Origin of the sequence: Bacillus sp. NP247 (assembly GCF_018966865.1) — a bacterium.
Taxonomy (GTDB): domain Bacteria; phylum Bacillota; class Bacilli; order Bacillales; family Bacillaceae_G; genus Bacillus_A.
On sequence record NZ_CP076653.1, the window covers coordinates 3,719,387 to 3,733,417 of the forward strand.

A 14,031-nucleotide genomic window follows, 5' to 3' on the forward strand; every position below is an offset into this window, starting at 1 on the left:
CCTTTGTTGTATAAAGAAAATACTTAGTAGTCCTCAACAATATTAAAAATAAGATACGCATTTATATAATTTTAGTAGAAATGGGGTTTTAAAAAGGAATGAGTATAAGCATAACACGGCAAAAAATTTTAGCCGCCGCTTCTCAAATTGTTCAATTTAAAGGAGTAGCTAAGTTAACTTTAGAAGCAGTAGCAAAAGAAGCGGGTGTAAGTAAAGGTGGACTGTTGTATCATTTTTCAAATAAAGAAGCTTTAATAGAAGGTATGATACTTAAAGGCGTAGTGGATTATGAGGGGGCTATTCACAATAAAGTAGAGGAAGACCCAGAGAGGAAAGGCAGATGGGTGCGCTCTTTTGTAGAGGAAAGATTAAGTAATGAGAGAAGAACAGAAGAGTTGTCTAGTAGTATGATGGCAGCATTAATGCTAAAACCTGAACTACTTGAACCGTTACAACAATCATTTCAGCAACTGCAAAATAATATAGAAAATGATGAAATGGATTCAGTTTGTGCAACAATTATTAGATTAGCAGCAGATGGGTTATGGTATTCGGAATGTTTAGGGGTTGGAAGACTAAGCCCCGAATTAAGAGAAAAAGTGATTCGAGCTCTTGTTAAATCTTCTTATAAATAGAATATACAAACTATATAATATAAAATAATTCACCGTTGGCTATTTAATCCGATGGTGAATTATTTTTTTATTAGAATAATAGAACAATTTTATAGGGTGTTGAATTATAACCGTCCAGACGGTATAGTAATATTTGGTTTAAGAGGAAAATGAAACAAAAAAAGAATAAAAAATATTTTTAGCACACTATTCGAAAGGATAGGCCGCAAAGCTTAGAGTCTACGGTAATATTTATTGGTTACTAAGATCGTCTGGTTGCACATTTTTGATGCAACCAGACGGTCTTTTTTTGTTATATAAATATAAAAAATCAGGAGGAAATTATGCAAAAGAAAAGTACTAAAAGGCACATTTCAATGGTTTCATTAGTTTTTCTAGTATTATTTTCAGTGCTGAATGTATGGGCTCCAGTTATTCAAGCCGCTGTGATAAAAAATCCAGTGGACGAGATTAATATTTCCCGTACTGATGGCACAACATCTGAACCATATCAGGCCTCAGACGGTATGAAAGTAGAAGTGAAGTGGTCAGCTAAAGAGCAAATAAAAGCTGGAGATCAATTCACAATTGATATGCCAAAAGAATTTAGAAAAGACCTTATGAATATGAGTTTTCCTTTAAAAGATGCTGAAGGAAAAACAGTTGGTACATGTGAGATGAAAAAGGGTCTATTAACGTGTACTATGGGTGATTATGTAGAAGGAAAGAATAACGTTAAAGGTTCTTTATTTGTAGAATTCTACTTTGGTCTAGAAGCATATGATGGTGTCAAAAAAATCCCATTAGAATTTAACGTTGATGGTCAAATCGTAAATAAAGAAGTAAGTGTAAATAATACGACAGAGAGACCGAAGCCACAGCCCAATACAGATAATCTATTGAAATGGGGTTCTTATAATCAAGAAGATCCGTCTATTGCTGATTGGCTTGTATATGTAAATGCAACTGGAACAGAAATGCAAGATCTTAAATTAACAGACACATTAGGACCTGGGCATGAGTTAATTACAGACAGCGTAGTATTAGAAGAGGCTGTATTTGAAGATGGTTATGCAGCAACAAATATTAAGCCAGCAGATTTATCTGAAATTAAAATCAATGCAGCGAAAACTGGATTTACAATTGAATTTCCAGACAGTTCAAAAGGTTATATTTTAAGATATAAAACAAAGATTACAAATCCCGCTGCAAAGCCTCATAAAAATACAGTGAAATTAGAAGGTAAAAATATTGAAACTGAAGAAAAAGTAGGACAAGTATTCGTAAGTGGTGGGGGAGGAACCGGTTCAGGTGACGATAATCCACCTAGTATTGAAAAAAATATAGTTGATGAGAATGGTAAGCTTGTAGAGAATCAGCAGTTAACACAAATGGATCAACCTATTCAATACCAAGTTGGTACGCATATACCGAAAGATCCGCCTAAGTATACATCAATGGTAATTAGTGATGATTTAGAAGATGTTTTAGAAGTATTAGAGGCAAAAGTATATGATCAAAATGGCCAAGATATTACTTCTAAAGGAACACTAACGATAGATAAACAAAAAAGTGAAGTAACATTTACGTTCGGTGAGAGTTTTGACTATAAGTCATATGAAGACCAGATAATTAACTTGAATATTAAGGCGAAAATTAAAGCTGATGCAGACTTATCTTCTTACGTAGATAAGAAGATTCCTAATAAAGCAGAGTTACATTATGATGATAATAAATTAACATCGAATGAAGTAACGGTTACGCCGCCTGAACCTCCAAAAGACGGTACAGTAGCTATTCATAAAATAGATGCTGAGAATCCGAATAAAGGGTTAACAGGTGCAGAATTTGAAGTTCGAAATAGTGCGGATAAGGTTGTTGCAGTACTGAAAACGGACGAAAACGGTTTTTCGGTACCTCAAACTTTAGCTCCTGGGACGTATAAAGTTTATGAAACAGTAGCACCAGAAGGATATCAAAAATTAAAAAGTCCATTAGAAGTTACACTTCAAGCTGGAGAAACAAAAACAATTGAAATTAAAAATACTATGCAAAAGGGTCAAATTGAATTAAAGAAAATTGATTCGGAAAATGGTGAAAAACCATTAGCAAATGCAGAGTTTGATATAGTAAAAGACGGTGTAGTAGTTGAACATATTGTTACAGATAAAGATGGTAAGGCAATCTCTAAACCGTTAGCACCAGGAAAATATATTTTAAAAGAAACGAAAGCGCCTGAAGGATACCAATTAAAAGAAAAAGAGTTCGAAGTAAATGTAACAGGGGACGGCAGATTCCCAATAAAAGTAGAAAATACAATGGTAGACAAGGGTAATGTAGAAATTACAAAAATGGACAAAGAAAACGGTGCAGTATTAGCGGGTGTCGAATTTGAAGTCCAAAATGAGAAAAGTGAAGTAGTAAGAAAAGTAACAACGGATAAAGATGGAAAAGCAAACGTTTCAGATCTATCAGTAGGAAAGTACAAATTAGTAGAGACGAAAAGCTTACCAGGTTACAAGAAACTAACAGAACCAGTATCATTTGAGATTACAAAAGGTATGACGACAGTCCTATCATTGAAAGTAGAGAATGAGCAGTTAGACAAAGGTTCAGTAGAAATTACAAAAGTAGATAAAGACAGCCAAAAAGCATTAGCAGGCGTAGTCTTCGAAGTGCAAGATGAAAAAGGCAAAGTGGTGAAAAAAGTAACGACAGATAAAGATGGAAAAGCGCATGTCTCAGACTTATCAGTAGGAAAATACAAATTAGTAGAGACGGAAAGCTTACCAGGTTACAAAAAACTAACAGAGCCAGTATCATTCGAAATTAAAAAAGGTATGACAGAAGTCTTATCATTGAAAGTAGAAAATGAGCAGTTAGACAAAGGTGCAGTAGAAATTACAAAAGTAGATAAAGACAGCCAAAAAGCATTAGAAGGTGTAGTTTTCGAAGTGCAAGATGAAGCTGGAACAGTAGTAAAGGAAGTAAAAACAGATAAAGATGGTAAAGCAAAAATCTCTGATTTATTAGTAGGAAAGTACAAATTAGTAGAGAAAGAAAGTTTACCAGGTTATAAGAAACTAACAGAGCCATTATCGTTTGAAATTAAAAAAGGTATGACTGAGGTCCTATCATTAAAAATAGAAAATGAAATGGTAGATACGGGAAATGTAGAGATCACAAAGATAGATAAAGATAATAAGGCACCGTTAGCGGGAGTAACGTTTGTTGTCCAAGATGAAAAGGGCAATGAGGTGAAAAAAGTAACGACAGATAAAGATGGAAAAGCAAATGTTTCAGATTTACCTGTAGGAAAGTATGAATTAGTAGAGGTAGAAAGTTTACCAGGTTATAAAAAACTAGAAAAACCAGTATCATTTGAAATTAAAAAAGGTATGACGAAGTCTTTAACATTCACTGTAAAAAACGAAATGGTAGATACAGGTAATGTAGAAATAACAAAGATAGACAAAGATAGTAAAGCACCATTAGAAGGTGTTGTATTTGAAGTACGTGATTCAAAAGGGAAAGTAGTTACTAAAGTAAAAACGGATAAAGATGGAAAAGCAAACGTTTCAGATTTATCTATTGGGAAATATGAGCTGGTAGAAGTAGAAACACCAGCAGGATACAAACCGCTAGAAAAACCAATTTCATTTGAAATTGAAAAAGGTAGAGTAACAGCATTACAATTAACTGTCGAAAACGAATTAGTGGATACAGGAAATGTAGAAATTACAAAAGTAAACAAAGAAAATAAAGATGCTTTAGCTGATGCGGTATTTGAGATTCAAGATGAAGCAGGACAAGTAGTTGCTAAAATGGCGACAGATAAAAAAGGACACGCACAAGTTACTAATTTATCAGTTGGAACATACAAGTTGGTAGAGGTACAAGCACCAAAAGGATATAAGCAATTAGTAGATCCTATTACTTTCAAAATTGAAAAAGGCATGACAAAATCTCTTGCTTTAACAGTAGAAAACGAAATGTTAGACAAGGGAAATGTAGAAATTATAAAAGTAGATAAAGACAGCCAAAAAGCATTAGCAGGCGTAGTCTTCGAAGTACAAGATGAAGCAGGCAAAGTAGTAACAGAAGTAAAAACAGATAAAGAAGGTAAAGCAAATGTTACTGACTTATCAGTAGGAAAGTATAAATTAGTAGAGAAAGAAAGCTTACCAGGCTACAAAAAATTAACAGAACCAGTATCATTCGAAATCAAAAAAGGTATGACGAAAGTCTTATCAATGAAAGTGGAGAATGAGCAGTTAGACAAAGGTTCAGTAGAAATTACAAAAGTGGACAAAGAAAGTGGCGCGGCATTAGCGGGCGTAACCTTTGAAGTGCAAGATGAAAAAGGAAAAGTAGTAACAAAAGTAACTACGGGAGAAGAAGGAAAGGTAACGATTCCAGATTTATCCGTAGGAAAATATAAGTTAGTAGAGAAAGAAAGCTTACCAGGATACAAAAAATTAACAGAACCAGTATCATTCGAAATTAAAAAAGGTATGACAGAAGTTTTATCAATAAAAGTAGAGAACGAATTATTAGATAAAGGTTCAGTAGAAATTACAAAAGTAGATAAAGAAAGCCAAAAAGCGTTAGCAGGCGTAGTCTTCGAAGTGCAAGATGAGCAAGGAAAAGTAGTAACTGAAGTAACGACGGATAAAGAAGGAAAAGCAACAATTTCAGATTTATCAGTAGGAAAGTACAAATTAGTAGAGAAAGAAAACTTACCAGGCTACAAAAAATTAGCAGAACCAGTATCATTCGAAATTACAAAAGGTATGACGACAGTCCTATCGGTGAAAGTAGAGAATGAACTAGTAGACAAAGGTTCAGTAGAAATTACAAAAGTAGATAAAGACAGCCAAAAAGTATTAGAAGGCGTAGTCTTTGAAGTACAAGATCAAGCAGGAAAAGTAGTAACTGAAGTAACGACAGATAAAGACGGAAAAGCAAAAGTCTCAGACTTATCAGTAGGAAATTACAAATTAGTAGAAAAAGCAGGCTTACCAGGCTACAAAAAACTAACAGAACCAGTATCGTTCGAAATTAAAAAAGGTATGACGAAAGTTTTATCATTGAAAGTAGAGAACGAACTTTTAGATAAAGGTTCAGTAGAAATTACAAAAGTAGATAAAGAGAGCCAAAAAGCATTAGAAGGCGTAGTCTTTGAAGTGCAAGATGAGCAAGGAAAAGTAGTGAAAGAAGTAAAAACAGATAAAGAAGGAAAAGCAAAAATCTCAGATTTATCTGTAGGTAAGTACAAATTAGTAGAGAAAGAAAACTTACCAGGCTACAAAAAATTAGCAGAACCAGTATCATTCGAAATTACAAAAGGTATGACGACAGTCCTATCGGTGAAAGTAGAGAATGAACTAGTAGACAAAGGTTCAGTAGAAATTACAAAAGTAGATAAAGACAGCCAAAAAGTATTAGAAGGCGTAGTCTTTGAAGTACAAGATCAAGCAGGCAAAGTAGTAACTGAAGTAACGACGGATAAAGAAGGAAAAGCAACAATTTCAGATTTATCAGTAGGAAAGTACAAATTAGTAGAGAAAGAAAACTTACCAGGCTACAAAAAATTAACAGAACCAGTATCATTTGAAATTAAAAAAGGTATGACAGAAGTCCTATCGTTGAAAGTGGAGAATGAGCAGTTAGACAAAGGTTCAGTAGAAATTACAAAAGTGGCTGCTGGAAGCAAGACTGTATTATCAGGAGCTGTGTTTGAAGTTCATGATAATACAGGTAAAGTAGTAGCGAAAGTAACAACAGATAAAGAAGGAAAAGCAAAAGCCTCAGATCTATCTGTAGGTAACTACACACTTGTAGAAGTAGAAGCACCAAAAGGATATGAAAAATTAACTAATCCAATTCCATTTGAAATTACAAAAGGAATGATAAGTTCAGTTCAATTAGAAGTATTAAACAAATTGATTTCTTTAGCACCACCAGGTCCAGAAAAACCGGAAACAATGGATCCAGAAAAACCGGAACCACCGAAACCAGAAAAACCGGAAACAACGGATCCAGAAAAACCGGAAACAACGGATCCAGAGAAGCCTGGAAAAGAATTGCCGAAGACAGGGCAGAAAATGCCTGTGGAACCATATGTGGGAGCACTTCTTGTAATGATGAGTTTTGGCTTACTTGTATTAGGTAGAAAAAAACAGAGATAATGAAAGTGAAAAGGTATCCTCAAAGTATTTGAGGATACCTTTTTTTATTTGGCATAAAAAAGCATTTAGCAAAAGAACTGGATGCAAATAAAAAACACATTAGTAGACCTTTTTTGTTGCAAAAAAACTTTCGTAATACATGTAAGGTTGAAGTTTTAAGAAAAAGTTAAGGAACGAAAGTCACAATAGGCTTATCCAAAAAATATACGAGGTGGAATAAAAATGGAACAAACGAAACAAAAGTTAATACAAATTTTACTCATAGTAAATTTGGGGATTAGTACGTGTGCGGCTATCGGAGTAGGTTATGTAGCTTATAAACAAAGTAAAAGCCCAGATTTTTCAGAGATGGGTTCAAGGGGGCAGGGTAAGATGTTCCCGGGTAATGGTAATGGTCAATTCCAGCCGAATCAAGAACAATCGGGACAAACTCAAGAATAGGAAGGAGAATAGAGATTTGAAAAAGTGGATTATTATTTCAACCATTATTGTTGTAATAGGGGGAGCAAGCGCTTGGTTCTTTTTACATAAAACAGATAAAACGCAAGGTGTTGTGGCAGCTTCTCAAACAACGACAGTACAACAAGGAAAGCTGGAGGTAGCAGTTAGTGGTTCGGGTTCGGTTACAGCAAATACAGATCAAGATGTAACAGCGAAAGATACAATTCTTATTGTGGATACTATAAGTGTAGCGGCTGGAGATACAGTGAAAAAGGGTGACACACTTGTAACGTTTAAAAATGGTGCTGTTGTTACAGCTCCATATGACGGAGAAATTCAATCAGTTAGTGTGAAAAAAGGCGGCAAAGTGTCACAAGGAACAATTCTTCTCCGTATGAAAGATGCAAATGGATATACATCACCTGTAACGAGAGGTAACAATAGTGCAAGTTCGGATAAAGCAAGTGGCGGGAGTGGTTTGACAGCCGATAGTGTTAGTGTAAAAGAAGGTGATGTTGTAGAGGCAGGTGCAACACTTGTAACCTTTACAGATGGAAGTATTTTGCAAGCTCCAGTAACGGGGACAATTGCAAGTCTTTCTGTTGCAAGCGGTGATTCTGTACAGGCTGCGGATCCAATTGTACACATAACAAATTACAACGCCCTGCAAACAACGATTAGTGTTGATGAATTAGATGTACCGAAAGTAAAAGAAGGTCAAGCGGTAAAAATAACAGCAAGTGCATTCGGAGATGAAACATTTAGCGGAAAGGTAACAAGTGTAGCAGCAAAAGGAACAGCAGACAAAGGCGTTTCTACATTTGACGTAACTGTACAAATTGAAGATCCGAAAAATATGAAAATTGGTATGTCAACAGAAGCAAGTATCTCAATAGAGAGTAAAGAAGATGCACTATACGTTCCAATAGAAGCTGTACATACAAACGGAAATGAAAAATATGTACTAGTTCCTACATCTTCAGACGATGCGACGCAGTCAACAAAAAAAGTGACAGTAGAAACGGGTATTTCAAATGATACGCATGTAGAAATTATAAAAGGGCTAGCGAAAGGAGATACGGTGCAAATACCGAGAGTTCAATCTAAAGGCAAGTCTTCTCAAGGATCTATGATGATGCCTGGTGGTAATTTCCAAGGGGGATTTGGTGGCGGAAATTTCCAAGGAAGACCTGGCGGTGAGTTTGGAGGAAGATCTAACGGCGGAGCTCCAGCTGGCGGCGGACAAGGAGGGCGTTAATGTTATGGTAGAGCCAATTATTCAAATAAAGAACATGAAGAAAGTCTACGAACTTGGCGGCGAAACTGTAATGGCTCTAAAAAGTGTTTCCCTCGATATTCAAAAGGGCGATTTTATCTCTATCATAGGACCATCAGGCTCTGGGAAATCGACATTTATGAACATGATTGGATGCCTAGATCGACCGGATTCAGGTGAATACTTGCTAGATAATGAAGAAATAGGGAAAATGAAAAGCTCTGAGCTTGCGACGATTCGAAATGAAAAAATAGGTTTTATATTTCAAAATTTCAACCTGATAGCGAAACTTACAGCAGTTGAGAATGTCGAACTCCCACTCATTTATCGAGGTATGAAAGCGGGAGAACGAAGAGAAACAGCATTAGAAGCATTGCGAAAAGTAGGATTGGCAGATCGAGCGAATCATTTGCCTTCTCAATTGTCTGGCGGGCAGCAGCAACGTGTCGCAATAGCACGTGCGTTGGCTGGACAGCCTCCTATTCTACTAGCAGATGAACCGACTGGAGCACTCGATAGTAAAACGAGTAAAGAAATATTAGGAATTATGAATGCATTAAATGAGCAAGGACATACCATTATTCTTATTACGCATGATTTAGATGTTGCAAAGAAAGCAAGCCGCGTTGTTCGGATTCATGATGGACAGCTCTATGAGAATGGAGGTGAATGGTTTGCAAACATTCAAAATGGCGCTGAAAAGCATAAGAGCGAATAAAATTAGAGCATTCTTAACAATGCTGGGGATTATTATCGGCGTATCTTCTGTTATAGTCATGGTCGCGATAGGGCAAGGATCGACCAAAGAGGTACAAGATCAAATTGGTAACCTGGGTACAAATGTATTAACGGTATCGATTACGGATTCAGATGCTACATTTAAAGAAAAAGATGCAAAACAAATTCAGGATATCGATGGTATTAAAGCTATTGCACCGACAGTATCAGGAAGAGTAACAGTGAAACATGAAAAAACGAATACACAAGTATCAATGATTGGAACAACTTCTTCGTACTTAGACGTCCGTGATTTAAAACTGCAATCAGGACGCTTCATTGCAGACTTAGATCAGGGAAATCATTCGAAAATCGCAGTACTTGGTGCAAGCACTGCACAAACATTATTCGGTTTAGGAGATCCGATCGGTAAATCAGTAAAGGTAAACGGAACATCTTATAAAGTTGTTGGGGTTCTTGAATCAGTGGGAAGTTCATTAGGAACAAGCGGAGATAGTACGATTATTGTTCCTCTTAGCACCGGACAGCGTTTAGCTGCTACTACGAATGTTGGGACAACATATGTGAAGGTAGAAAATGAGGATATGATTAATTTCATATCGACCCGAATTGAAAGAACGATGAATTCAATCATAGGTGATACAGATAGTTATAGCGTATCAAGTCCAAAAGATTTAATGGAAACTGCATCATCTGTCAATGATACGATGACATTAATGCTAGGCGGAAGTGCAGCAATCTCTCTTATTGTAGGCGGGATTGGCATTATGAACATTATGCTCGTATCAGTTTCAGAACGTACGAAAGAAATAGGTATTAGAAAAGCAATTGGAGCAAAGCGTAAAAATATTCTGCTTCAATTTCTCATCGAAGCAGTTGTATTGAGTTCGTTCGGTGGAATAATTGGAATAGGAATTGGGGTAATTAGTGCACAAATATTTACGATAGCCACAGGTACAACAATAGTGTACTCCATACCGGTTATGCTATTATCATTTGTTTTCTCTTTATTAGTTGGAGTGATATTCGGTGTATTCCCGGCGAATAAAGCGTCGAAGCTTGATCCAATTCAAGCATTACGATATGAATAGAGCCAAAAAAGCGATCGTGTCTTGCGGTCGTTTTTTTTGTTAATCTGCAAGTATTGTAGATACGGATAGTAGTACGCTAAAAAGATGTGAGATTTTTCTTTTTGGGGTACTTTTTATTTGTCACTTTGATGGAAATGAGGTGGTTTTTTATGAAAAAGGCTTATTACACAAAGGACTGGAACCTGATTGACTCTTTAAAATATAGAAAGTGGGGAAAATAATGTAAAAAAACTATTGTATGTTTAAAAACCTTATGTTACATTTATGTTACAAAAGAGTTACGAACTGTAACTTATGTTACATCTTGTTTTCTGTTGTTTTCAGTATGTTACGAATTATGGTTTGTATTTCCAATCAACTGAGAATATTTAATGTTGAAGAAATAGCAAACTATAAACAAAAAATGTTTTTTTTATGTGTATAAGAGTGTGTGTAGTAAAGAGCCTGGTGAGAGCTTTACGCACATTATTAAAATTCCTTTTTGTCTTAAAAGAAGAAGAAGAAAACCAACTACCAACTATTTAGGAGTTTTAACTAATGATAGCAAATGAAGTGTACTTCCTTTCCCACACACAATGTAGTACATATTTGCTTTCAGTCTAATTGCTACACAGACTTTTATACATATGATGTTATTATTTGAGGGATATATAGGGGGAGAGAAAATGAAGAAGTTATTAACGGTAATTGGCCTTACATTTTTAATGCTAGCTGGATGTAGTAATGGGAATTTTGAAAAAGCGGTGGATGAGGGGAAAACCGCACTAACGAATAAAGAATATAAAACAGCCTTATCATCATTTGAAAAAGCACTAGATGAGAAAAAAGATGATTCAGATGTAAAAGTGCTTGTAGAACAAACGAAAGCAATGATTGAAGCAGTGAAGCTAAAAGACGAAGCAAAGTTAGAAGAATCGATCAAGTCATTTGAAAAAGTAGAGAGCGTGAAGGATGGAAGTAATGCGCTTATAAAACAAGCAAAGGAAGAACGAACAGCATTACTAGCTATCTTAGAACAAAAAAAGAAATATAGTGAGCAACTGGTGAAAAGTGAAGAGTTAATAAATAAGAAAAATTATGCAGAAGCGAAAGAGTTACTAAATAAGCTAGTTTCAGAAACAAAAGATAACAAGAACCTTGAAGAATATAATAAAAAAGCTGTAGGATTAATCACGAAAATTGATGAAGAAGAAAAAAATGCAAAGAATGAAGCAGCGAAGGCACAAAAAACAAATGTAGTAACGAATCAGAAGGTAACGACAGAGAAGCCCAAAAAGGTAGAGGCAGAAAAGAATGAAAAGGTAACGACAGAGAAGTCGCAAAAAGTAGAAACAGAAAAGAATGAAAAGGTAACGGCAGAGAAGCCCAAAAAGGTAGAGACAGGAAAGAATCAAGATGCATTTACTTTTGAGAAAGCTAAAGAATATATCAAAAATGAATATAAAGAAGAATATGATTACACACTAGAGAATACGCAAGTAGAAAATGGAAAGAAATATTATCAAATTAGAGTGCGTACGACATATAAAATAGAAGGCGCAGCTGGACCAGGATTTACTGGCGTATTCAAAGTATTTGAAGATGGTACAATTGTTGAAATACACTAAATCGATAAAAAGGTATCCTCAAAGTATAAACTGTACCCTATCGAATAGACACTTAAAAAAGTCTATTCGATAGGGTATTTCTTGTATAATAAGAAGAAAATTAGAATCGGAGAACATTCAGAATGACAAAAAAATTATTCACCACAAAGGAAACACAAAACCTATCGAAGAATCCATACGTAAAATCTGTAAGTGAGAAAGGCATTACCTACACAGATGAATTTAAACGTATCTTTATTGAAGAAAATGAAAAGGGAAAACCACCTCGTATTATTTTTGAAGAATGTGGATTTGATATAGACATCATCGGTCTACAACGTGCTGTGTCATCAGGAAATAGATGGCGTACTTCCTATAAGGAAAATGGTGTGTTTGGTTTAAGAGATACACGTAAGGAAAACTCGGGAAGAAAGCTAGAAAGAGAGCTTACATTAGAAGAGAAATATGCACGTTTGGAAGCGGAACGAAACTTATTAAAAGCTGAAAATGAGCTGTTAAAAAAGATCAAATTTATGGAAGGGAGGATGGGAAAAAAATAACGTTACAACCTAGTCAAAAGTACCTATTAATTCGTTCTATTATTGAAAAATATAGCCTAAAAAATATGGTGAGATATTTGTGTAAAATTGCAGGTGTTTCGCGTTCTGGATACTATAATTATTTTTCCACCACTTCTCAAAGTAGGCGAGAAGAAAGAATACATCAAGATGAAGTGGTGAAGAAACTCATATTAAAGGCATTTCAATTTAAAAATCGAAAGAAAGGGGCGCGTCAAATCAAAATGACATTGGCGGGTCAATTTCAAGTTGTCTACAATTTGAAACGTATCCGTAGAATCATGAAAAAATATGGGATAATCTGTCCCATTCGTAAAGCGAATCCCTATAAAAGAATGTTGAAAGCGACGAAAGAACACTTCGTGGTACCGAATCAATTAAAGCGAGAATTCAGGCAAGGTACACCTGGAAAGGTACTTCTGACAGATATCACATACCTGTTTTATGGTAAGAATCAGAAAGGATATTTATCTACCATTCTAGACGGGTCCACAAATGAAATTTTGGCGTATCATGTTTCAGAACGACTTACACTAGATATCGCAACGACGACTCTTCACAAACTAAAGAAGAATAAGAGAGTGCGATTAACGGAAGGTGCCTATATTCATTCAGATCAAGGAGCTCATTACACAAGTCCTACTTATCAAAAATTAGTCAAAAAATTAAAGCTGGGACAATCTATGTCAAGACGAGGAAACTGTTGGGATAATGCCCCTCAAGAATCTTTTTTCGGGCACTTTAAAGATGAAGCACACATAAAAACTTGTACGTCTTTCCCTCAGTTAAAACAAGAAATTAAAGACTATATGAAATACTATAATCAGCATAGATATCAATGGAATTTAAAGAAGATGACTCCTGTTGAATACAGAAATCATCTTCTTGATGCCGCCTAACTTTTTTTAAAATGTCCTTTACAAAGGGTACAGATTAGTATTTGAGGATACCTTTTTAAATTTGTTTGGCATAAAAAAAGGCATCTAGCAAAAGTACTAGATGCAAATAAAAACACAAGGGAAGATAAAATTCTTCCCGTTTCCCGTATGTAATTATATCAAAAAAATTATAAAAAACTAGCTTTATTTTTTATATAATTGATGTGTAAAGCTATGAAATTATAATATTACACTGTTTTCATAGTGTTTTATTGAAAAAAGGAGCTGCGTATATGATTAATTTTAAACCAGAGAATTTCAACCAACTATTAAAAATGACACTCATAAGCGCGGATAAGTCTTATGATGCGATTAAAGATTATGAGTTTACTGGAGAAGCGGTAGCATTCCGTGTAGGCTTTGAGCATATTGATGTTGCTCTTATGATTGTAGATATGTTAGGAAGATCGGCAGCAAGATTTAACATTTTACCATTTGCTAATCCGGATACGAATGAGATAGATTATATTCAGTTTCAAGTGTACTCCATTAATGAAGGGAATTTTAAAGAAGTAATGGATACGATGTAGAAAACTATAAATTTACAAAAATGTATATAAAGCCTAATATATAAGTAA

The 14,031-nt window shown here is 35.1% G+C and carries 9 protein-coding genes and 1 riboswitch; all 9 genes read left to right on the plus strand.

The features are described 5' to 3' along the window. The first annotated feature begins 98 nt into the window (after positions 1 to 98). The 9 genes from KPL75_RS19420 (at position 99) to KPL75_RS19460 (ending at position 13,983) form a co-directional block, all read left to right on the plus strand. The gene (locus KPL75_RS19420) at positions 99 to 635 is read left to right on the plus strand and encodes a TetR/AcrR family transcriptional regulator (protein ID WP_219917399.1); all 537 of its coding nucleotides are present in this window, start codon (positions 99 to 101) and stop codon (positions 633 to 635) included. A gap of 170 nt (positions 636 to 805) precedes the next feature. Then, positions 806 to 898, plus strand: a riboswitch (cyclic di-GMP riboswitch). Between the two features lie 60 nt (positions 899 to 958). Then, entirely contained in the window at positions 959 to 6,805 is a 5,847-nt protein-coding gene (locus KPL75_RS19425) for a SpaA isopeptide-forming pilin-related protein (RefSeq protein WP_219917400.1), read from the plus strand. A gap of 222 nt (positions 6,806 to 7,027) precedes the next feature. Then, positions 7,028 to 7,246: a hypothetical protein gene (locus tag KPL75_RS19430; protein WP_219917401.1), complete on the plus strand. Its 219-nt coding sequence runs from the start codon at positions 7,028 to 7,030 to the stop codon at positions 7,244 to 7,246. A gap of 16 nt (positions 7,247 to 7,262) precedes the next feature. Further along, positions 7,263 to 8,504 (plus strand): efflux RND transporter periplasmic adaptor subunit, encoded by a 1,242-nt coding sequence (locus KPL75_RS19435; protein ID WP_219917402.1) that lies wholly within the window; start codon positions 7,263 to 7,265, stop codon positions 8,502 to 8,504. 4 nt (positions 8,505 to 8,508) lie between these two features. Continuing rightward, positions 8,509 to 9,240, plus strand: a complete 732-nt coding sequence (locus KPL75_RS19440) for an ABC transporter ATP-binding protein (protein ID WP_309137436.1) — start codon at positions 8,509 to 8,511, stop codon at positions 9,238 to 9,240. Beyond that, complete coding sequence (locus KPL75_RS19445; protein WP_375141009.1) at positions 9,197 to 10,351, plus strand: ABC transporter permease; 1,155 nt, start codon at positions 9,197 to 9,199, stop codon at positions 10,349 to 10,351. Before KPL75_RS19440 ends, KPL75_RS19445 begins: the two co-directional genes overlap by 44 nt. A gap of 665 nt (positions 10,352 to 11,016) precedes the next feature. Then, the gene (locus KPL75_RS19450) at positions 11,017 to 11,958 is read left to right on the plus strand and encodes a hypothetical protein (protein WP_219917403.1); all 942 of its coding nucleotides are present in this window, start codon (positions 11,017 to 11,019) and stop codon (positions 11,956 to 11,958) included. 122 nt (positions 11,959 to 12,080) lie between these two features. Beyond that, a protein-coding gene (locus KPL75_RS19455) for an IS3 family transposase (RefSeq protein WP_258236975.1) occupies positions 12,081 to 13,414 on the plus strand; the annotation gives its coding sequence in 2 pieces (ribosomal slippage) (positions 12,081 to 12,468 and positions 12,468 to 13,414; 1,335 coding nt in all). 272 nt (positions 13,415 to 13,686) lie between these two features. Further along, complete coding sequence (locus KPL75_RS19460; protein WP_219917404.1) at positions 13,687 to 13,983, plus strand: protoporphyrinogen oxidase; 297 nt, start codon at positions 13,687 to 13,689, stop codon at positions 13,981 to 13,983. Positions 13,984 to 14,031: the final 48 nt, after the last annotated feature.

What these genes read in the sequence shown, in the direction of transcription:
- KPL75_RS19460 (WP_219917404.1), top strand. Translation starts at nt 13,687, where the DNA reads ATGATTAATTTTAAACCAGAGAATTTCAACCAACTATTAAAAATGACA.
- KPL75_RS19430 (WP_219917401.1), top strand. Translation starts at nt 7,028, where the DNA reads ATGGAACAAACGAAACAAAAGTTAATACAAATTTTACTCATAGTAAAT.
- KPL75_RS19420 (WP_219917399.1), top strand. Translation starts at nt 99, where the DNA reads ATGAGTATAAGCATAACACGGCAAAAAATTTTAGCCGCCGCTTCTCAA.
- KPL75_RS19450 (WP_219917403.1), top strand. Translation starts at nt 11,017, where the DNA reads ATGAAGAAGTTATTAACGGTAATTGGCCTTACATTTTTAATGCTAGCT.
- KPL75_RS19425 (WP_219917400.1), top strand. Translation starts at nt 959, where the DNA reads ATGCAAAAGAAAAGTACTAAAAGGCACATTTCAATGGTTTCATTAGTT.
- KPL75_RS19440 (WP_309137436.1), top strand. Translation starts at nt 8,509, where the DNA reads ATGGTAGAGCCAATTATTCAAATAAAGAACATGAAGAAAGTCTACGAA.